At 47.3% G+C, this 22,445-nt stretch carries 13 protein-coding genes; 8 read left to right on the top strand and 5 right to left on the bottom strand.

The window, feature by feature from the left end:
* Nucleotides 1-104: 104 nt before the first annotated feature.
* The 4 genes from QFZ80_RS30850 (at nucleotide 105) to QFZ80_RS30835 (ending at nucleotide 8,479) form a co-directional block, all read left to right on the top strand.
* Nucleotides 105-989 carry a DinB family protein gene (locus QFZ80_RS30850; protein WP_307562528.1) on the top strand — a complete coding sequence of 295 codons (885 nt, stop codon included), beginning with the start codon at nucleotides 105-107 and terminating at the stop codon, nucleotides 987-989.
* 211 nt (nucleotides 990-1,200) lie between these two features.
* The gene (helD, locus tag QFZ80_RS30845; protein ID WP_307562525.1) at nucleotides 1,201-3,642 is read left to right on the top strand and encodes an RNA polymerase recycling motor HelD; all 2,442 of its coding nucleotides are present in this window, start codon (nucleotides 1,201-1,203) and stop codon (nucleotides 3,640-3,642) included.
* A 498-nt stretch (nucleotides 3,643-4,140) separates the two neighbouring features.
* Nucleotides 4,141-5,283: a GntR family transcriptional regulator gene (locus QFZ80_RS30840; protein WP_307551834.1), complete on the top strand. Its 1,143-nt coding sequence runs from the start codon at nucleotides 4,141-4,143 to the stop codon at nucleotides 5,281-5,283.
* A 190-nt stretch (nucleotides 5,284-5,473) separates the two neighbouring features.
* A complete protein-coding gene (locus tag QFZ80_RS30835; protein ID WP_307562523.1) occupies nucleotides 5,474-8,479 on the top strand; it encodes an alpha-mannosidase in 3,006 nt (1,001 codons plus the stop codon).
* Between the two features lie 119 nt (nucleotides 8,480-8,598).
* Here the strand turns inward: QFZ80_RS30835 and QFZ80_RS30830 are convergent, their stop codons facing one another.
* The 4 genes from QFZ80_RS30830 to QFZ80_RS30815 all read right to left on the bottom strand — a co-directional run bounded on the left by QFZ80_RS30830 (nucleotide 8,599) and on the right by QFZ80_RS30815 (nucleotide 17,272).
* Nucleotides 8,599-8,724, bottom strand: coding sequence for a DUF6254 family protein (locus tag QFZ80_RS30830; RefSeq protein ID WP_307435385.1), 126 nt, complete (start codon nucleotides 8,722-8,724; stop codon nucleotides 8,599-8,601).
* 260 nt (nucleotides 8,725-8,984) lie between these two features.
* Nucleotides 8,985-13,535 (bottom strand): glutamate synthase-related protein, encoded by a 4,551-nt coding sequence (locus QFZ80_RS30825; protein WP_307562521.1) that lies wholly within the window; start codon nucleotides 13,533-13,535, stop codon nucleotides 8,985-8,987.
* Between the two features lie 1,290 nt (nucleotides 13,536-14,825).
* Nucleotides 14,826-16,172: a glutamate-1-semialdehyde 2,1-aminomutase gene (locus tag QFZ80_RS30820; protein WP_307562519.1), complete on the bottom strand. Its 1,347-nt coding sequence runs from the start codon at nucleotides 16,170-16,172 to the stop codon at nucleotides 14,826-14,828.
* 110 nt (nucleotides 16,173-16,282) lie between these two features.
* The gene (locus QFZ80_RS30815; protein ID WP_307564282.1) at nucleotides 16,283-17,272 is read right to left on the bottom strand and encodes an LCP family protein; all 990 of its coding nucleotides are present in this window, start codon (nucleotides 17,270-17,272) and stop codon (nucleotides 16,283-16,285) included.
* Nucleotides 17,273-17,505: 233 nt separating this feature from the next.
* Here QFZ80_RS30815 and QFZ80_RS30810 point away from each other — a divergent pair, with 233 nt between their 5' ends.
* From QFZ80_RS30810 to QFZ80_RS30800, 3 genes are read left to right on the top strand one after another with little or no spacing between them, the layout of a single operon-like run.
* Nucleotides 17,506-18,561 (top strand): ABC transporter ATP-binding protein, encoded by a 1,056-nt coding sequence (locus tag QFZ80_RS30810; protein WP_307551842.1) that lies wholly within the window; start codon nucleotides 17,506-17,508, stop codon nucleotides 18,559-18,561.
* On the top strand, nucleotides 18,554-19,348 hold the full coding sequence (locus tag QFZ80_RS30805; protein WP_307551845.1) for an ABC transporter permease: 795 nt from the start codon (nucleotides 18,554-18,556) through the stop codon (nucleotides 19,346-19,348). The genes QFZ80_RS30810 and QFZ80_RS30805 overlap by 8 nt, the downstream gene beginning before the upstream one ends.
* 3 nt (nucleotides 19,349-19,351) lie before the next feature.
* The gene (locus QFZ80_RS30800) at nucleotides 19,352-20,140 is read left to right on the top strand and encodes an ABC transporter permease (protein WP_307551847.1); all 789 of its coding nucleotides are present in this window, start codon (nucleotides 19,352-19,354) and stop codon (nucleotides 20,138-20,140) included.
* 68 nt (nucleotides 20,141-20,208) lie between these two features.
* On the opposite strand, the gene QFZ80_RS30795 is transcribed toward QFZ80_RS30800, so the two are convergent.
* Entirely contained in the window at nucleotides 20,209-21,006 is a 798-nt protein-coding gene (locus tag QFZ80_RS30795; RefSeq protein WP_307562517.1) for a YheC/YheD family protein, read from the bottom strand.
* A 210-nt stretch (nucleotides 21,007-21,216) separates the two neighbouring features.
* Between QFZ80_RS30795 and QFZ80_RS30790 the strand changes: the two genes are divergently transcribed.
* Nucleotides 21,217-22,434, top strand: a complete 1,218-nt coding sequence (locus QFZ80_RS30790) for a phenylacetate--CoA ligase family protein (protein ID WP_307562515.1) — start codon at nucleotides 21,217-21,219, stop codon at nucleotides 22,432-22,434.
* Nucleotides 22,435-22,445 lie beyond the last annotated feature (11 nt).

Genomic DNA, 22,445 nt, shown 5'->3' with positions numbered 1-22,445 from the left:
ACGGAGCGTATTTTTTTTGAAACATGAAGGTTTGGTAAATCATATTTAAAACAATTACTTGCTTCCTCACGTAGATAGTTTGATTGATGAAAGGAAAAAAAACTATGAGTCATGGCAAAGCGAGGCTGCTGCTGCAAGTCGATGATCTTCAGAAGTCGGTGTCTTTTTATACAAGACAGCTTAGTTGGGAATTGGTGGAGGCAGCACCTGCCGGTCATGCAGCATTGCTTCGCATTTGGTTGAACGATGAAGTTGTATTGATACAGAGAGGTCAACGAACCAAGCAGGAGGATGAATTACAAGAGGCTTACCTAGCTCGTTGGTTGCAGCCTAAGCCCTCCAACCCGCAAGCGGGGGATCTCGTTTATATAGGGGTGAGCTCCGTTAACGAAGTGGAAAAAAGCTTGCAAGAAAACGGATGGAATGAGCTGAGAAAAGAAGAAGAAACGGGGCATATTCGTAAGGTTTTTGTTCCCGCCGTTGATGGGTATACCTTTGTTTTCTGGGAGGAGCTATTTGCTTCGGACGACGAAATTAAGAAGATGTACGCTGATGGAATCGTTGAGTTGGAATGTGCCGTAGATGGCTTGTCTGAGGAGCAGCTCAATTTAACGGAAGCTCCGGGTAAATGGTCGATTCGTGAACAAGTGCTGCACCTAATTGATTTGGAATTAGTCACGATCCACAAAGTGAAATTTGCCTTAGCAGAGCCGGGGCGTACCTACGAAGGAAATCGTTTTTCACAGGATGATTGGAGTGTTAGTCTTCAATATTCGGCGAGGCCAATTACATACGAAGTGCAGTTGTTTCGTAGTTTGAGACAGCATATCCTTGGATTATGTGAACATCTCCCCGGTGCGCTTGGGCGGACAGTTATAACTACAAAAAATCGTGAAGAGTCGGTTGTTAGATTGCTTAAGATGATGGCGGGACATGCTAGGCATCATGTACAGGCTGTGGAGCGAGTTCGTGAACTCCATAGCTGTTAATTGCGGCATTCAATATATAAAATACGAGCAGAAAAACCCAAGCGCACAAGCTCTTGGGTTTATTTGTTGATTTTAGGTAAGCGAATTGATATGATAAAGAGTAATTAGGAAAAAATGTAATAAATAACATTATTATCCTAATATAATTATAGCATCAAGACAACCTTCGTGTCAAATTTGCATTTTACATGGTCTGAAGAGAGGTGTTGTAATGAATTTAACTGAGCAGGATTGGGCAGCAGAGGAACAGAGAGTTCAAGAAGTAACAGCAAAGATGCACATAAGAATTACAGGGTTAGAAGATCAGGTTGGTAAGGTTCAATCGGATGTTGTTGAGATTCGCAAGCATTATTGGGATGAAGTCACCATGGATCTAAGCACAACGGAAGACGCGGCAGAATCGATTGCAAGTATGCGGCAGCAAGCGGAGGTGCTATCTGAGCGAGAACGTACTCATCGACAGGCAGCAGCAGCTTTAGGCAAGTTAAATAGACTTGTGAAATCCCCTTATTTTGGCCGCATCGATTTCATCGAACGACATGAGAGACAAGGAGAAGCCATTTATCTTGGTATAGCTGGCTTTTTGGATGAGCAGGAGGATCACTATCTGGTTTATGATTGGCGAGCACCCATTTCCAGTCTTTATTACGATTATGCGCCCGGGGAAGTAGCCTTTACTACACCGAACGGCATGGTAGAAGGACAAATGCTGTTGAAACGCCAATTCGTCATTCGCGACAGCCATATTCAGCTGATGTTTGATACAGGAGTGACGATCGGAGACGAATTGTTGAAGCAAGTGCTCAGTCGAAGCTCTGACTCGCAAATGAAGACGATCGTGGCGACGATTCAAAAAGAACAAAATCGCATTATTCGAAACGACAAAGCACAAATGCTCATCGTGCAGGGGGTAGCTGGCAGTGGGAAAACTTCGGCTGCTCTGCAAAGAGTCGCCTACTTACTATATAAGCACCGAGATCAGTTGAGTTCAGACCAGATGGTGCTATTTTCACCAAATCCGCTTTTCAATCACTATGTATCCACGGTATTGCCGGAATTAGGCGAAGAAAACATGCAGCAAACGACCTATCAGGCCTATTTGGAGCATCGATTGGGTGAAGAGTATGATGTGGAGGACTCGTTTACGCAATTAGAGTATGTGTTAACGAGGGGGCGTACATCTGAAAAGGTGGAGAGGGCCCAGGAGTATATCCCACAGGGGGATGAGGAATGTGCTTACAATGCTCGTTTAAGCGGAATTTATTACAAGTCATCGTCGGAGTTCCTTGCTGTCATGCATGCTTATCAGGGGCGGTTGATGCATACTGATATGCTATTTTACCCTGTTAAGTTTCGTGAAAAGGAAGTGTTGAGCGCTGCCCAATTGGTGGAGCGGTTTTACAGCTATGATCCGGCCCTTCGGCTGCCGAACCGATTGGAATTGATGCGGGGCTGGATTCTGGATCAGCTAGAGCACTTTGCAGAGCTTGAGCTTGAAGAAGCTTGGGTTGAGGAAGAGATTGAACTTCTTAGTAGTGAAGAGTATCACCTTGCTTATTTGCGGATGCGAAAAATGGAGCGGGGGCAGGGAGTCACATTTGATGATTTTGATCAAGAGAGGTTGCTGCTTGCACGCGACGTTATCAAGGAGCATTTGAAACCAGTGCGGAACGCTGTGAAGCGGCTTAAGTTTGTAGATCTGAGAGGGTTGTATGGGCAATTGTTTCGTGAAGAGGAAACTATGCATGAAATGAAAGTTGGTAAGGGGAGTCTGATAGAGAATCAAGGGAGTCCGGTAAAGAATAAGCCGCCCTATTGGTCCGCAATCTGCGAGCGGACGCTGAAGGAGCTGGCGCAGGCCAGGCTGCCGTATGAGGACGCGACGCCGTTCTTATACATGATGGAAGCGGTCTGTGGCTTCCAGACGAACGGCTCCGTGCGCCACGTCATCATCGACGAGGCGCAGGATTATTCCCCGTTTCAGCTCGCCTACCTGAAACGGCTTTTCCCGCGCTGCCGGATGACAGCGCTAGGAGATCTGAACCAGGCGATCTATTCGCACGCTTCCGCGTATAGCGAAATCGATCCGATTGCCGCTCTGTACGGGCCGGAGCAAACGGAGGTTATCCGTTTGCTCCGCAGCTACCGCTCCACGCGCGAGATCGTGGAGTTCACTCGAGGCATCGTGCCTGGCGGCGATGCCATAGAGCCCTTCACCCGCGGCGGTGCTAAGCCGCGGGTGATCAAGGTCAGCGATCGCGGATCGCTGCATAGCCTGCTGGCAGCCGAGATTGATCGGCTGCTAGGCGAAGGCTATGCCTCCATCGCGATCATCGCCAAAACCGCGAGCGAGAGCAAGCTCGCGCACCAAGCCCTAGAGCCCCAGCTGCAAGTGCCTCTGGGGCTTATCACCAAACATAGCCCGACCTTCGATTCGGGCGTGCTCGTCATCCCTTCGTATCTGGCGAAGGGGGTAGAGTTCGATGCCGTACTCATCTATGACGGTTCCCGTCATCAGTACGGACATGACAATGAGCGCAAGCTGTTTTACACCGCGTGCACCCGGGCTATGCACGAGTTATGTATGTTCTCGCTAGGCGAGCCAAGCAGCTTTATAACGGATCAGCCGCCAGATACGTATGAGTGGGTTTAAAGTGACTTTACAGCCTCACCTCTTTGGAATTATGAAAGGGGTGAGATTATGTTATTTATGAGGTGCCTGAAATCGGGATCCATCGTCATATATGCTCAATTGTGGTTGCTGGAATGAATGAATCCATATACGCGGTTGATTGATGTTGTAGAAAGTGCAACAATTGCTGCCTAAATCTCGCCTCTCTCCCTGCGTTGTTGCATCATGCATAACAATTTGGTCCTATACAGGCGCTGGATGAGTAACGGGTATGGATCCAGCTTCAGCCCGCGATTGCTCGTAATTCCCTATCTGTCATATTTCCTCCCTTCGGTGAAGTTGAAAAAATATATAAAATATATACTACATAACAAATTGGTAGAACCCGAATAGAGTATCTAAATATTATCCTACGGAGGTTTGACAGAAATGGTTTGGAAATGCTGGGGTCTATATGCTATATTTAATATGAGCTCTTTATAACTATATAGGAGAGTAATCTTGGAGGCTTGTAGTAGGATGAGCACAGACAGGGAACCGCTATATATTCAGATTCAAAATCATTTTAAAGAACTGATCAGCTCTAGAAAATTGCAAGAGGACGACAAGATTCCGACTGAGAAGGAAATTCTCGAACAGTTTAATGTTAGCCGGATCACGGTAGCCAATGCGTTGAACGAGCTTGCTCGGGAAGGCTGGATTTACCGCATTCCGGGTAGGGGAACCTTTATAAAGGGTATCCCAGAAAGCTATATTCCTCTAGCGAAGAAAATGGCCGTTCAATCGCCGCCCGCTAATCACGCGGCACGTCCGAAGATCGGACTTATCTTTCCGTTCGTTGACGATTTTTTTGCAATCCGGTTGATCCGGGGCATTACTTCCGTTCTTGAGAATAGCGGGTACTCGCTGCTAATGATGTTCTCTTTCAATTCAAAGGAGCGGGAAAAGGAAATCATTCGGGATTTGAAAGATAAAGTAGCTGGCTTGATTATTTTTCCGGTGGATGCCGAGGTCTATAATGAGGAAATCATTACACTTAAAATGACGGATTATCCTTTCGTCCTTATTGACAGATATTTGCCTGGCGTAGAGACGAATACGGTATATTCCGACAGCGCTTTGGCAGCCAAACTGGCTGTAGATCACTTGTGGGGCCTCGGTCACCGCAACATCGCGATTTGTTCCGATTCACCTCAACCGACTGTATCTGTGGAAGAACGGGTGGATGGCTACATTAGCGCACTCAGAGATAAAGGCGAGATGATCAATCCTGCGTTATTCTTGACGGACTTTGCATCCCAGCCCTCATCGGATAATCCTGAGCACCCTCTGTACCGGTTTATCAAGAACCGGATGGCAACCGCATACATTGCGCTGAACGGAAACCTGGGCGTACACATTTTGTCTATTGCCAAGCGTGAAGGGCTCCGCGTGCCGGAAGATTTGTCCATTGTGACCTTTGATAATCCGAGTCCATTGATGGATGAGCTAAGTCTGTTCACATATATCGACCAAAACGAGGGCGAAATAGGGGCTAGGGCTGGGGAGCTGATCATTGACACTATAAAGGGGAATCGAACCCACCTTAAAAATAGCAGAGTGGTTTTGGAGCCGAGATTGGTTGTCAAACAAACGTCGGGTCCAGTACTTCCGCAAGAATAAGAGAACGAAAGAGACTGATCTCTGGCATGCAGCCGAGGTCAGTTTTTTTGCTTGTATTTTTCTGCTCAAAACATTAAAATAATTGATATATATGATATATTTATTATTGTTATATGTTTAAAGTGACCAAAGGCGTATAACATTAAGCATTAGCTTCATACATAATGATCGAAGGATGGTGCAGATCTACATGCCATACACGCCAATAAAGGTGGAAACCCTTAAGCAAACGCTAAATCGAATCGAAAATCATATTTACCTGCCGGTAGCTCCTCTTTCGGCCATCGCATATGTAACGAAGGAGCCCGTATCCTTCGAGGAAAGAATGTCGGGACAGTTTCTTGAAGTTCGCCCGGGAGAGAAGTGGGGAGAGCTGTGGGATTGTGCCTGGTTTCATTTCCAGGGTCAAGTGCCGAGAGAGGCTGCGGGGAGCAAGGTTGTACTTGTGTTAGATGTCAACGGAGAGCTATGCCTTGTCGATGAGGAAGGAACACCGACGCAAGGGCTCACTAACGTGAACTCAGAGTTTGACTTAACGCTTGGTTTGCCTGGCAAACGCGTCGTGCAGTTCGCATCTAGCGCATCGGGGGAAGAAGTCATCGATCTCTGGGCTGATGCTGGCAATAACGACTTGTTCGGGCATTACCGGAGCGGAACGCTGAAGGAGGCTCAAATAGCCATCTGCAGCGAAGCTACAAGACAGCTATATTACGATTATGAGGTGCTGCTCGATCTGGCCAAGCATCTAGAGGATCAATCGGCAAGAAGAGCACGTATTCTTCAGGCTCTTTATGACGTTCATCTACTACTCAGGGATATGTCAGAAGAGAACGTGGCGCAGGCAAGACGTATTCTGGCTCCGGAATTAAGCAAGCAGGGCGGAGATCCAACACTGACGGCTACTGCGATTGGACACGCGCATATCGATCTGGCTTGGCTGTGGCCAATTCGGGAGACTTATCGCAAAGGGGCTCGGACTTTCGCCACCGCGCTGCGGATGATGGAGCAATATCCCGATTATGTATTCGGAGCTAGTCAGCCTCAATTATACGAGTGGATCAAGCAACAGCATCCGAAATTATACGCCCAGGTCAAAGAGCGCATAGCGGAAGGACGCTGGGAAGTGCAAGGTGCCATGTGGGTGGAGCCGGATTCCAACATTGCGGGAGGAGAAGCACTTGTCAGGCAAATTCTCTTTGGGAAACGTTTTTTTCAGAGGGAATTCGGTCTCGATATGAAGATGCTATGGGTTCCCGACATTTTTGGTTATTCGGCCAGCTTGCCGCAGCTTCTGCGGAAGTCCGGGGTCGAGTACGTCATGACACAGAAGCTATCGTGGAACGTCCATAACGATCATCCGCATCATACGTTTCTCTGGGAAGGGCTGGACGGAAGCCGCGTGTTAACGCATTTGCCGCCAGAAGATACCTACAATGGTCCGGCGCTGCCAAGGTCGATTCTTAAGGCTGAAAGGGATTATTTGGATAAAAATGTATCCGATCATTGCCTTGTCGTGTTCGGAATCGGAGACGGTGGTGGCGGACCAGGAGAAGAGCACCTGGAGCGCCTTCAGCGTGAGCAGAATCTCCAAGGGCTTATTCCGGTGAAACAGGAGCCGGCCCTGAACTTTTTCGAGAAGCTGGCTATGAATAAAGAGAAATATAAGACATGGAAAGGTGAACTCTACCTAGAGAAGCACCAAGGAACGTTAACCAGCCAAGCCCGCAATAAACGATATAACCGGAAGATTGAAAAGGCGTTGAGAGAGCTGGAATTCGCTGCTTCGCTCCATTTCGCGTACGGTAACGAGTATCCGACCGAGGAGCTTGAAACAATCTGGAAGGAGGTGCTGTTGTACCAATTCCACGATATTTTGCCTGGTTCTTCTATTAAGCGTGTATTCGACGAATCCCTTGCACGTTACGAAATTTTACTAGCTAGAGTAACGGAGCTAACTGATCAGATGTATCGCGGCTTTGCATCCTCCATAGGGACGCATGGAGCAGTACGTCCGATGGTCTTCTTCAACTCCCTTCCATGGGAGCGCTGCGAATGGATGCAGCTAGACAATCAATGGATACAGGTAACGATTCCTGCTATGGGCTATCAGGTTATAGACTCGGCAGCGTTATTTCCATACTCCTCATTCGAAGTGACGGCCGTGAACGATACACTTGAGAACGAGTTGATCAAGATCGGCTTCGGTGCTGACGGAAGCATATTATCGATCATCGACAAAGCGCTTGGAAGAGAAGTAATCGCTGCTGGTGAATCTGCGAACGTGCTGTCCATCTATCACGATGACGGCGATGCTTGGGATTTCCCTGGCGATTATGCAGGTACGAAGCCTGCGCATCTGAAGCTCATGCATTCGAAGACCTACATCAGCGGGCCTAAAGCGGTGGTTGAGCAGGAGTATCATTACGGCAAGTCGGTACTCACGCAAAAAATCATTCTGACGGCGGGCAGTAAACGAATCGATTTTGAAACGGATGTCGACTGGCAGGAAGACAGCAAGATGCTGCGTGCGTCTTTCCCAGTCAACGTATATACCGATCAAGTGAATTGCGATATTCAATTCGGTCATCTGAAACGGCAAACTCACCGAAACACGCTGTGGGATTACGCGAAGGACGAAATAAGTGCTCATCAGTGGATCGATCTTTCCCAATCGGACTTCGGCGTTGCTCTCCTGAACGATTGCAAGTACGGCTACAGTGTTAACCGCAATGTCATGGATATCAATTTACTTCGTAGTCCATCCCATCCGGATCCAACTTGTGACAGGGCGCGTCATCAGTTCGTATACGCCATATTGCCGCATGAAGGGGATTTCATCCAGGCGGAGGTCTTCAAGCAAGGCTATGAGTTAAACGCTCCAATTACAGTCGTCTTGGCAAGTGAAGAAGAAGGCGGATTGCCGAAGAGGTTCTCAGGCTTTGAGATTGAAGGCCCCAAGGTCATGATTGAAGCGGTGAAAAAAGCGGAGGACGAAGATGCTCTCGTGGTTCGCCTTTATGAAACTTCGGGAATGAACGGCGAAATTAAGCTTTCGGTTCATCTTCCTCATCGAGAGGCCCTGCTTGCAGATTTAATGGAAAATCCATTGGAAACGCTGAGCGGTGATGAAGGACACTACCTGCTCTCCTTTACGCCGTTCGAGATTAAAACCGTACTCATCCGTTTGTTGCATTAAATGCCAAGCTAGGTCTTCCTAGTGCTTGAAACCAAAGAGCCCGATAACCGCGTTTCACTAGAAACGAGATTACCGAGCTCTTTGTGTTGGTCCCTCTTTCGACGGGGGAGGGGAGTTACTTACTTCTTATGTTCCGCGTCGTACTCACTGGCGAATTCCTCCAGAGCCTTCACCTTACCATGTGGATGCTGAGCTTGTTTGCGGCTTTTCCATGCTGCTTCATCGCGGCGTTTCGAGTGGCTCATAGCTAAAAACCTCCTATGGTATGCGGATGGGTGCTTCACTAATAAAATGCGATGGTTGAACGTATTTTATGCACCCGATGCAAACTCTTTCCATGAAAAAAAGCTCCACAAGACCAGTGAAGGTCTTGTGAAGCTTTTTGACCACATAAGAAAGTATAAGTTTTCGGTACCCGAAAACCGCTTTCTTATTGGCGATAAAACCTACATCTAAACGCGGTCGCTCATCATTGAATGGCCTCGATAGAGGTTTTCTCAATGTTCTACTCCGTAGCAACAGATTGGTCAGCTTGCATGTTAACCGGTGAGATACGGATGAAGTTAGCTTCAAGATTGCTTAGCAAACCTTCGATTTTTGCTGCTGCATCGGATTGACCGGATTTAGCAAGCTCAGCGTGGTAAGCTGTGAGCAATTCAGAAAGATCTTTTTTGCTTTGTACGCCAATGGTTTCAAGTTTAACTTTCGCTCCTTTGGCAATACGACGTTCGATTGCTGCTTGATCTAGACCCATTTCTGGCACGAGACGTTGGTAGATCACGCCGCCTGTCATACCTGCGCAAATCCATGGACCTGGATCGCCCATAACAACGGCACGGCCGTTTGTCATGTACTCGAACGCGAAGCCTTTGAGGTTCGCACGAGCGGCAAGTCCGCCAAGCTCATCACGAAGTGGAGTTGTAATCTCTCCACCGAATACAACGTCTGCACCAGAGAAACGGATACAAGCGCGTGTATCTGCACTGCCTTGAATCAAGAACAAACCTTTTTGAGCGCCGTAACCGAACGATTTACCAACGCTGCCGTTGATGAAGGTGTTGTTTTTGCCAAGTGATTTAACAATCGCAACTTTACCACCGAAGGCCATTTTACCAAGACCATCCTCAGCGCCGCCGTGAACAGTAATGTCTACGCCACGAGCATTGAATGCAGCTAGACCGTTTCCTGGTACGGAACCGTCAATCAAGTTCAGCTCGACTGTTGGCAATTCATCGTAGCTGCCGTCGAAACGATCTCTTACGCGATGGCTGGAGTAACGAGCTCCGAGAATACGGGACTCGGCATCCACTTTGGACCAGTTGCGTACGATTGGAGCATCAAGAGCCAAAGATTCTGGGAAGAATTCTAGACCTTCTGCACCTGCAGCGATACGGATATCGGATGATACAGCCGCTTCTTCCATTGCTCTTTCAGCATCGGAGATGAACTGAAGTGGAGCCGGACGAAGGATGTCGGACAAATCAATACGATCTACGTGGCTGATTTGTTCCAATAGATCGGAACGGCCAACGAGTTCTTGTAAGCTTTTGAAACCAAGGGAAGCAACGACTTCACGTACTTCTTCACCAATACCGCCAAACAAACGAACCAAGCTGTCTACAGCTACATCGAATTGACGAGGTACGAAACGGCGAAGACCTTTTTCTTCCGCTTCTTCCATGGAATCGATTTGTGTAGCAATACCAACGTGACAAGTATCTAAATGACAGCCGCGGCAAGTTGTACAGCCGATCGATTGCATCGCGATACTACCGAATCCTGCACGGTTCGCACCGAGCATAACCATTTTAACAACGTCAGAGCCTGATTTCAGACCGCCATCGGACCACAGCTCAACGCGGTGACGAAGACCAGCTTCAATCAAAGCAACGTGAGCAAGCTTCGTACCGATCTCTGTTGGAAGACCAACGTGTGTCAAGGAGTGAATACGAGCCGCACCTGTACCGCCGTCAAAACCGGAAAGTGTGATAACGTCAGCGCCTGCTTTCGCTACACCAACCGCAATCGTACCGATACCTGGTACAACCGGGATTTTAACGATAATTTTCGCTTTACGACCGCTACCTTCTTTAAGCTCGGAAATGATTTGCGCCAAATCCTCGATCGAGTAGATATCATGGTTATTAGAAGGAGAGATCAGGTCAGAACCAATCGTTGCGTTACGAGCAGCAGCGATTTTCGCTGTTACTTTGGATCCTGGCAAGTGACCGCCTTCGCCCGGTTTAGCCCCTTGACCGATTTTGATCTCAAGGAAAGCGACTGCGTTAGCTAATTCTACGTTAACGCCGAAACGTCCGGATGCGACTTGCGCACCGCGCGTTTTTTTGTAACGGCCGAGCATATCTTTAATCTCTCCGCCCTCGCCGTTCATGGTAACCATGTTCAGGCGTTCGCCGGCTTCAGCGTAGGCACGGAAAGCTGTTTCATTTTGTGAACCGAATGACATCGAAGAAATCAGCATCGGCAAGGAATGGCCGCCAATGGAGATATCAACTTGTGACGGATCGAGTGCCTTGCGGCCTTCGCTCAGTGCTTTGTCAATGTTGAATCCAGCAATGTGACGAATGGAAATCGGGTTCTTCTTCTCTTCTTCACGCAGCTTGTCGCGGTAGTCGCTATAAGGAGCAGCGCCTGAAGCGGCGTCGCCTAATGCTTTCCACATACGTTGGAAGAAACGGAAGTTTTTCGCTGCTTTTGCTTTTGGATTTGTAAAATCGGTATAACGTAATTCGGCATCAGCTTCGAGCTGGGCAAAGCCAGTTCCCGCTTTTTCGCTACCGAGGTAGTTCACGATATCTAATACTTCAGCAACTTCCGGATGGAAGCCGATGGAGGAGAAGAAGCGTGTGTAACCGCGAAGCTCATGAGTACCGATCGTGGAAATAACTTTCTCCAAACCTTTCGTCAGTGCTGCATACACTTTACGTGCAGCTGCAGCATGGCCTTCTTTATCAGAAGCCGTTGAGAACAACAGGTATGGTGAGATAACGTCTGCGCCAAGACCGCAAGCTACAGCGATATCATGCAAGCTGCGAATTGCAGCGGAACGCAGGATCAAAGTAACATGGCGGCGCAAGTTGTCGCCGAAACCGAGTTTTTCCGCACGAAGTGCGATATCGATTTTGGAAACGGCAAGATGCGGCTCAAGCCACAAACGGTCATTTTGATGAGCTTCTGCATCGTCAAGTACGATCAGTGCAGCGCCATTGCGGGCAGCGGCGATAGCAGCAGCAGCCAGAGCGTCCAAGCCGTCACTCAGAGAAGTTCCGCGAGCGAAAGTACTGGAAAGCACGGCTACAGCATGATCTCCTTGTGCACGGAACAGGGCCAACAATTGCTCATAAGAAGGTTGTGACAGGTGCTCTTCGCTATCTACGCCATTCGTACCTTCGAGTACAAGTGGAGACAGAAGCTCAAAACGCAGGTTGCTATCTACTTGAGCATAAACAGGAGTACGAGTACCAGCAATGATACGTGTGGAGAAATGCTCCATCTCACGGTCACGGTCAATCGCAGGATTCGTAACAACAGCTACGCTTTCTTTAATAAAGTCAGGCACGTTCTGGCGTTCCCAAGCAAGGGCAGCATGAGGTGAATCGTGACCCAGGGAGCGGATAGGTTCAGCACCTGTTTCAGACATCGTTTCGATGTGTTGAATACCGTCACGATCCCAACCAAATGCACTGTACAATTGATCTGTCGCTACAATGTTCTCATTTAGCTCAGCTTGAGCATCTGTTTTGACTGGATTTAGATATTTGCGAAGTCCGCCAATATTCAGACGTTTGCTAGCGCGTTCGTACACTAATGTTTGCACTTCATGGTAAGGAATAACTTGAACGTGTTCACCTGGTGTAAGCACAACGCCTACTTTTTCACCTGGTGCAATTGGTTTCGGATCTGCGACCATTTCGCCAACTGTAATAACACCTTGCTCCGAGGAGAAGTATAAGGAAGTATCGCTCTCAACCATCCATACCGGACGAAGACCAAGCGCATCCACACTGAAAATACATTCGTTGCCATAACGAGAAACGATACCAGCAGGACCTTGAGCAAAATGACCCCATACTTGACGGTAGTACACATATAAATCTTGAAGCTCCGGACGGAACTGTTTCATTTCATTAATAATAGGAGGGAACACCATTTCCATCGCTTCGAAAAGGGACAATCCAAAACGGTGAATGAACGTTTCAATCGTTCTGTTCATATCTTGGGAGTCAGAACCGCCGCTAACCAGCGGTACACCAACCATGTCTGCCTCAATACGAAGTTTCTTAACCGTGTTAATTTCACCATTGTGCCCGAGTAGGGAGAACGGTTGAACGCGGAAGAAGCTGGATAATGTGTTCGTCGAATAACGGTTATGACCAATAGTAACCTGGGAAGCGAACAAAGAATCACGTGTATCGTTAAAGTATTTAGGAAGGATGCTTGCAGCTCCTAATACTTTGTAAGCCGATGTAACATTGCTTAGTGTAGCAACGTGAACGTTGTAACGATCTTCAATCGCGATGTGCAGTTCAAAAAGGTGATCGGCAACTTGGCCTTCCGTTTTGTTCGCAATCGCGGCGATTTGCCAGAAAGTAGGCTCATCGTTCAAGCCGTTAGGGCCTAAAACGCTGCTATCGACTTGATTCTCTTGCTCGAGAATGATGGATACATCATGGGAAGCAAAGAGCTCGCGAATGCCATTCTGGATTTCGGTAACGGTCAGGTCAAGCTTGCGCGGAACAAAGATATGTCCAACAGAAAAACGGTTGTCGTAGGCAAGTTTGCCGTCAAGACCCGCATCTGTTAATTTCTTTTCCCAAAGAGCACGTGGAATATCCGTTAAAATCCCGCAACCATCGCCTTCACCGTTGATAAAACCCGAACGATGCTCCATTTTTACAAGGGCTTCAATCGTTTTTTGGATGTTATCACGGGAAGGGTGACCATTCTTTTCAATAATACAAATAATACCGCAGCTGTCGTGTTCGACTCCTAGTAGATCTTGAAAACGGCCTTCATTACGCATCAATTCATTCATTGCTCAGGTCAGTCGCCTGACCGTCACCTCCCATACATATTTAAACTCCTCTTGCACTACGCTTCTTGCATTCTGGCATTAATGAGCCCGCAACCCTAGCATTTTCAAGGAAATACCCACAAAGGGGTCAAAACCGAAATATGCAAGAATGTGAATAAAAATGCAATATTATTGAATAGCATACCAATTTCAAGGAAATAATCCCCTCGAAATGAGGCTCTAATCGACCCGTCTTAAAGTAAGGCATTACACACAAAAATCGGCAAAGAATTTGTAAATCATGCCCTAAATTTCTAGGAAAATACTGTGAAAACAAGACATTTCGCGAAAAGGGTAAAAGTAATCTTAGAATAGCATGAAAAAGTTCATCCGACAATAGTTGCAGATCGAAATCGCAAATGTAAGCGTTACCTTTTTTGCATACTGGTGAATAAAACCATATTTCTCATGGCTTGGGGTACTCTTAAAATACGAACGAACTACAATCCATATAGGATCATAGTTCGTTTCTGGGACATGTAGTGGTAGAAGTTGGAGTTGTTTAAGCTTATGAAAGTTGTTGAGATTGTGAAATATGATGACCGTTAGAGCTAGAGCTAGAGCTAGAGCCAGGGCAAGGGCAAAAGCTAGAGCAAGAGCAAGAGCAAGAGCAAGAGCAAGAGCTAGAGCTAGAGGAAGAGCAAGAACCAGAACCAGAACCAGCCCAGACTGAGACCGAGACCTTGGTTGGAGAGCTAGAGCAGCTATTGGTCATGGGGATAAAGTGGTTCTATTGGATAAAATCCAATGGAATTGCCTTAAAAAGTAGGGAATCACAGATTTGATTGGATATTTTCCAATGGAAGTGTGAATTTTAGGGTGTTTAAGTCGATTTCATTATATTTTGTCCAATGGAAGCTTGGGTGGGTTCATACAATTCGATAGTTTTGTCCTAATTTGCGTAACCCGTAACATCCAACTAGAACAGCTAGTTGGTAACATCTAACCCGTGGCATCTAACCAATAACACTTAACACATAGTAATTAAAATAACTTGAAACCTCAAACCAGTAATACTTAACCAATGACACTTAACCAATGACACTTAACCCATAACCCATAACTATAACCCAAAACCCAAAACCCTAACTCATAACTCATAACTCATAACTCATAACTCATAACCCATAACCAATAACCCCTAATACCTAATACCTAACACCTAACACCTAACACCTAACTCATATCATCTAATCTGTAACATCTGACCAATAACACCTAACGCGTAACAGATAAACATGAGAAGTTATTCTAGCGAGTTTTCATAGTTTTGAAAGCTTGATCAACAGCATCGAGCGTCTGCGCAATGTCGTCATCCGTATGGGCGATGGTCATGAACCACGCCTCATATTTCGATGGAGCGAGGTTAATACCTTGCTCCAGCATAAGTCTGAAGAAATCAGCGAAGCGTTCGCCGTCGGTATCCTGTGCTTCGTCAAAATTCGTGATGGGATGGTCACAGAAGTGGGTGGAGAAGGCGCCGCCGATGCGATTAAGCGTCAAGGCGATACCATGCCTTGCGGCGGATTCTGCGATGCCGCCCGCAAGTGTTGTGCCAAGCTGCTCGAGCTTGGCATAGACTCCAGCCTGCTGGAGCACCTCCAAGCAGGCGATGCCGGCCGAGATGGAGGCGGGGTTCCCCGCCATCGTGCCTGCTTGATAAGCAGGTCCGAGCGGAGCGACCTGCTCCATCACGGCCTTGCGACCCCCGTAGGCACCGATCGGCAGCCCGCCGCCGATCACTTTGCCGAGGGCCGTAAGGTCCGGCTCCACGGCGGCGAAGCGCGCCGCCGCCTCGGAAGTACCGCCCTCCACAAGTGGGAGGCCGGGGTAGGTCTGTGCCGCTCCATAATGGAAGCGGAAAGCCGTGATGACCTCGTCGTAGATGACGAGGGCACCGTGTCTGCGAGCAGCAGCGCAGAGCTGCTCGAGGTAGCCGGCATGGGGCATGACCATGCCGAAGTTGCCGACGATGGGCTCCACCATCACCGCGGCGATCTCTTCACCCCAACGCGCAAGCGCGGCCTCGAGTGCCGGAATGTCGTTGAACGGCACCGTAATGACCTCTTGCGCGATGCTCGCGGGCACGCCCGCGCTGTCCGGCGTGCCAAGTGTGGACGGCCCGGAGCCGGCCGCTACCAGCACTAGATCCGAGTGGCCATGGTAGCACCCGGCGAACTTAATGATCTTGGTGCGCTTCGTGAAGGCGCGCGCCACGCGAATTGTCGTCATCACGGCCTCTGTGCCGGAGTTGACGAAGCGCACTTTGTCGAGCGAGGGAATCGCCGACTTCAGCATCTTGGCGAACTCGATCTCGAGTTCGGTCGGTGTGCCGTACAGCGTGCCGTTCTGTGCGGCGCGGCAAATCGCCTCGGTCACGTGCGGATGCGCGTGACCGGTAATGATAGGGCCATAGGCGGCGAGGTAGTCAATGAAGCGATTCCCGTCCACATCCCAGAAGTATGCGCCTTGGCCACGCTTCATGAAGACAGGCGCGCCGCCGCCGACGGCTTTGAATGAGCGGGAAGGGCTGTTAACGCCGCCAACGATATGTTTTAGTGCTTCTTGATATAACTGTTCGGATAGTTTGCGTTCCATGAGAAGAATCATTCCTTTACGCTATGTAGTCGTTTATCGTCTTACAAAAAGCCCCTACTCGAAGGGCCCTAAGCCCTTTAGTCAAGTAGAGGCATATAATCTCAATTGATTCACTTCGTCGTCTTCACCGCAGACTTCGGTGTAGGCGAAGGCGATGGCTTCGTAGGGCCAGAGTCAGCCTCAGCATTCCCTGCAAAGAGGTTCTTCACATAAAGCTGCAGTTTCTCTTTGTTCGCCGTAATGACAGCTGCGCCGCGGACATTTTTTTCAATCAGCAGCTCGGTTGGCGGCAATTGGGAGCTGACGATTCCGTCCGCTTTCGCCTCAAAACCAAGACCTCCAAGCTTCAGCATATCCGTCACACTGAGGTTCGTATCGATATAAGGATCAATGGCATTTAGAATTCTTGGCAGCTTAATTAGGGAAGAGGTTGTTTGCATTTTTTGTGCGACCGCAGTTAAGAACTTCCTCTGACGTTCTGTACGCGAGAAGTCGGACAAAGCATCGTGTCGAAAGCGTACATACTGCAAAGCTGTTTTGCCATCGAGATGCTGAAGCCCTTTTTTCAAATTAATATCATAGACATGATCATCTTCCGAGTCCGAATATTTCATATCTTTCTCGACGTCAATATCAATCCCGCCAACGGCGTCAATAAGTGCCATGAATCCTTTAAAGTCGGTATAAACATAGTACTGAATAGGGATACCGAGCAAATCGCTGACCGTTTTCATCGCTAAATTCGGACCGCCTGATGTAATGGCTGTGTTGATACGATCTTCGCCTTCACCTGGGATCTTCACATATGTATCTCTAAGGATAGAGAATAGGTGAGCTTTCTTGGTTACGGGATCAATCGAAGCTAGCATTATACTGTCTGAGCGGGGCAGCTCATTTTTCGTCATCCCGCGCGAATCTCCGCCTAGAAGCAAAATGTTGACTCGCTGTTTGCCTTCCCATTTAGGTGGGGTGAATTTATCCCCTTTATCTTTAATATTCTGGGCAATCATGTTACCACTGCCTTGTGGATTGTTCGAATTATGGGAGATATTGTTCGCGAAATTATAGAAAGAATAAGAATAATAACCAGCTACTACCATAAGCAGCAAGCCGATCAGGAGCAAGGTTCGTTTTATGACTCTCAAGGTTCTGCGCTCCTTTCGTAGGTAGAGGTAATCTGTACTTTTTTTTCTTACAGAATTCATGTATCATGAGTGTGTTGTACAATTCATCTTTATGATCCATATTATAGAGGTTATGAAACTTCGATAGCAAGTTACGGCGATTTTTGCCATAAAATGTAGCCGAGTCTACACAGACAGGGGGTAAGTTCATGTTAGCGATTGATGTTCAAGATCTGCGCAAGGAATTTCAAGTTCAGCAGAGCCGCGGGGGTTTAAAGGGCGCATTTCAAGATTTATTTCAGAGAGAATATAAGCAAATTACAGCTGTGAAAGATATTAGCTTTCAAATTCCTAAGGGCGAAATTTGTGGATATATAGGTGAAAATGGAGCTGGCAAGTCTACTACCATCAAAATGCTGACGGGGATTCTAGTTCCCACATCAGGACATATCAAGGTCAATGGTTTCGTTCCATTTAAAGAGCGTGAGAAATTCGTAGCCGGAATCGGTGTTGTTTTCGGTCAACGCAGTCAGCTCTGGTGGGATATTGGTGTCGTAGAATCGTTTCAACTATTGAAAAAGGTGTATCGCGTATCAGAAGCCGATTACAAAAAGCGTCTAGACGAGCTCGTCGATCGTCTCCAACTATCTGATTTGCTATCACGTCCCGTTCGTAAGCTAAGTCTAGGTCAGCGGATGCGCTGTGAGTTAGCCGCTTCCCTTATTCATAATCCAGCGATTCTGTTCCTCGATGAACCGACCATTGGTCTAGATATCGTAGTGAAAACAGAAATTCGCGAATTTCTCAAATCGCTTAATCAGCGCTACGAAACGACGATCTTGCTTACAACGCATGACCTGCAGGATATTGAAGCATTGTGTTCCCGTGTTATCATGCTCGATGATGGCCGAATTATTTATGATGGCGGACTCGAAGAACTGAAGGTGAAATGGGGCAAAGGCAAGGAAGTCGTGCTGCAATTTGAGCATCAAACGACTTTAGCTCGTCTTCAAGAGCTTACGCGAGGTCTAGATGTTGCTTGGCAGCTTGAAAATGAGCTGTCCGCCAAAGTGTTCATACCGCACGAACGTGCCAATGTTTCTGAGGTGCTTAGCCGTGTCGTTGGTGTTTTGCAAATTCAAGATATCAAAATCAATGAAACCAACACAGATGATATCGTCCGTGAAATTTATAAAGCCGGATCAGCCGATGTGAAACGCCCAGAGGATGTGAAGCAGCCAGAGGGAGTCGCGTCCCATGTTTAATGCTTATTTAGAAGTTATTCGCATGCGCTTCCTGATGATGCTTGCTTACCGTGTTAATTACTACAGCGGCATTTTGATCTATGCACTCAATATTGGTTCCTATTATTTTGTATATAAAGCGATTTATGGTGAGCAAGCTATGATTGGTGGCCTGACGCTAGGTCAGATGACGACTTATGTGGCGATTTCCTGGATGGGGCGCGCTTTTTACTTCAATAACTTAGATCGTGAAATTGCCAGTGAAATTCGTGATGGCAGTGTGGCCATCCAATTCATTCGTCCTTATAACTACGTTTTTGTAAAAATGATGCAGGGACTGGGTGAAGGCGTATTCCGTCTGCTTCTCTTCACAACACCTGGAATGATCTTCATATGGCTTCTCTTGCCGATTGAGTTCCCAACCGATCCAAGCTTGTGGGTTATCTACTTCGTGATGCTATTTTTCAGCTTTCTGATTAATACCCAGATTAATATCATTACGGGCTTATTCGCTTTTTTCTTGGAAAATAACGAAGGACTTATGCGTATGAAACGCGTTGCGGTTGACCTGTTCTCCGGTTTAATTATTCCTATCTCCTTTTTCCCAGGATGGTCTAAATCGGTCTTAGAGTGGCTGCCTTTTCAAGCGATTACTTACTTACCGAGCGCTGTCTTCACAGGCAAAATTACAGGTATCGCGATATTCCAAAACCTTGGTGTCCAAGTGTTGTGGTTCCTGCTTTTAATTATTCCGATCTATGTCCTGTGGATTAAATCCAAAACGCGTCTTTTCGTACAGGGGGGTTAGCAGATGAAGTTCTATATCTCCCTAGTTGTGGAATACTTGAAGAATTACATGAAAACACGTCTCACCTACCGATCCGATTTCTGGATTGAGGTTCTTTCCGACTTGATGTTCAATGGCTTGAATCTATTCTTCATTCTCGTCGTATTTTTGCAAACGCAATCGCTTGGCGGCTGGAATCAAGAAGAGATTTTGTTCATTTACGGTTATTTTATGATTCCTTATGGCATATTCATCACCTTTTTTAACTTATGGGGCTTTAGTGAACGTTATATTGTCAAAGGGGAGATGGACCGCATCCTGACGCGTCCCGCCTACAATCTGTGGCAATTGATGCTCGAAAATCTGAGTCCATCTTCGCTATTCAGCGCGTTGGCGGGTATGATCGTCATGATCTACTCCTGGGTTAAGCTTGGCATTCCGTTTCATTGGCATGATCCGCTGGTCTTTATCGTCCTGGTGATTGGATCGATTCTCATTTATGCAGGAGTATACATCTCGCTGACGTCGCTGGCCTTTTTCTCCGATGCGCCGACAGGTATTCTGCCGTTGATTTGGAACATCCAAAATTATGGACGATATCCAGCAACGATTTATAATAAATTGCTCCGAACGATCTTGACGTGGATTCTGCCTTTTGCATTCGTTGGCTTCTATCCGGCTGCTTATTTCATCGATCCAGAGAATTGGAAGTGGTTCGCCTTGCTGACACCGGTTGTTGGTATTGGTTTCAGCATCTTGGGAATTACGGTTTGGAATATTGGCGTGAAACGGTACCGCGGCGCGGGATCATAAAAGTAAATTGAAAGGCCCAGTTCTTGCTAAAAAGCAAGAACTGGGCCTTTTTTTATACATCATCATGATTATTCGTTTCGCTTAGGTGCCTTCTTCGCCTTGGAGCAAGTCAAGCAGTACCGCCTGCCATAGGCTTTGGCATAAGTGATGATTTTACGGATGATCGCTTTATCCTCCAGCTTGGTGAACGGACATGGGTCCGGATGCGTGTTCACTTCCAAGATCCACGGCTTCAACCTGCGGTCGACGGCGATGTCAATTCCGAGTTCATTCATGGCAGGATAGGAGCGGCCAAATTGCACAGCTGTTAGCTTTGCTAGCCGCTTCATCTTTTGCAAAAGCAAAGTCGTGGCTTCGCTTCCGTGCTTGGGTTCAATGAGATCAGCGGTCTTGTAGATAGTACCGCCTTGGCTGCCGTTGGTAACAGCTTTGCGTGGATGAGCGACACGCCCAGCTGTTCCGGTACATTCCCACCCACCGGAAGGCTTTTTCTGAATCATGACACGAAAATCGAAAGGGTTTCCTTCATGCTTCAAGACGTAAATGCCTTTCTGAATGAGATAACGTTTGCTGCCGCAGCGACTCTGTAGGGATTGGAACAGCTTCTCAAACGTTGGAAAGGTGAATATTCGTACCCCGCTTTGATAGCGGTAAATCCCGCCCTTTTTTTCAACTCGCATCACGCCTATACCTAGTGAGCCGGCATCGGGTTTGACATATATCATTCCGTACCTCGCCAGCATAGCTGATAACCGTTTTTGAGTAAGGGGGTGAGTGGGGGGCACGTGTTTTTGCAATTTCTTATTTCCAAGTACAATTCGAGTTTTTATCAGCTTGCTAGCAATGGTTTTGCGGGTTTTGTTCATGGATACGATCCTCTTCTCTATAGAGAAAATAGAATTTCTTTAACATATGAACTGGATGGCATATAGGTGAAAATGCCAGACCGGGTTTTGTGACAACAAGTTATGAATAAAGAACTAAGGGCGGACAGAACGCATAGGATATGTAGTCTGAAGTGTCTTGGATTATCATTTTTTTATGATGGAAAAGCGGAAAGGAGGAACAACCATTCCATGCACATTATGGAAACGATGCAGTTGATGAAACGGCAATTTCCTTGGTATCTGCAAGGGAACGATCTTGTGCAGTCGGATGAGGAATGGCGTGGAGCTTTGGCTGCGCTGCCGCTGATGTCAGCAGCTACTCTGGAGACGTTTTACTACACGGATAATAACCCATTTCTGCAGCGCTCTGATTTGAATCTTTATCGCACATCTGGCACGAGTTCCAAAAGGCGTAAAACGATTTTTTACTCAGAATCGGATGAAGAGGCTTACCTGCGCATTAAGCTGGATATTTTCCGAACGATTCTTGAAGGACACAAGTATCGGACTGCGATGGCGGATATGGGGACGGGACATGCGGAGGCGACGGCTGTAGAGGTGTTCCGCAAACTGGGTATGGAGGCCCAATCATTATCGTTCCAACTTCCTGTAGAGCAGCATATTGAAAGAGTGGCAAGCTTTAGGCCTGAAGTGCTGTATACAATGCCGTCCATACTAGATCGCATTCTGCTGGCCTCTGATGACCCTTCTGCGTATGGGATTCGACATGTTATTTTGGTTGGGGAAATTGCAGCACGAGGATGGATCAAGCGAGTAGCTGAAAGGCTCGGCATCGCTGATGAACAAATAACAGATACGTATGGTTCTATTGAGATCGGAACAATTGCTTACTTTTCCCACGAACATGGGAGGTATCTGTTGGCGGAAGGGCTCATGGCCGAGGGGGTCAGAGCGGAGTCGCTTGGAGAAGGTTTGGAGCCTCTGGCGGATGAGCAAGAGCAGGTGCTTATTCTGACGTCAACGGTGAGAGACTCGTTTCCTGCGTTGCGGTACGTTACTTACGATGTTGTTCGTGATTTGCGTCCTATTATGGTGGATGGTGTACCTAGACAAAGTTTTCAAAGTATAGTGAAGCGAATAGGGACTGATCTGAAGCACGGAGAGAAGATAAGTATCTACGACATTGAAGATGTCGTTTATCATCATTTAGGAAATGCCAGTGTTCGTGTGAATGTGGCGGGCAATTCATTACGGGTATTTGTGTACAGTCCGAATGCAACAACAGCCGTTCTGGAAAGCATTCGTTTTGATGTGGAAAACCGCATTCCAGAGATCGGCATGATGATTCGAGCCCGAATACTAGAGGGAATTCAGGTTATCGGAGGTACCTTTGATGATTCGCTAAGCCGCACCTCCGTGAAGAATAAAAAAATCTTTTATACGTGAAGGAGGGAATG

This window comes from Paenibacillus sp. V4I7 (assembly GCF_030817275.1).
Taxonomy (GTDB): Bacteria; Bacillota; Bacilli; order Paenibacillales; family NBRC-103111; genus Paenibacillus_E.
Note: the sequence above shows the minus strand (reverse complement) of the source record. Positions and strands in the feature narration are given on the sequence as shown.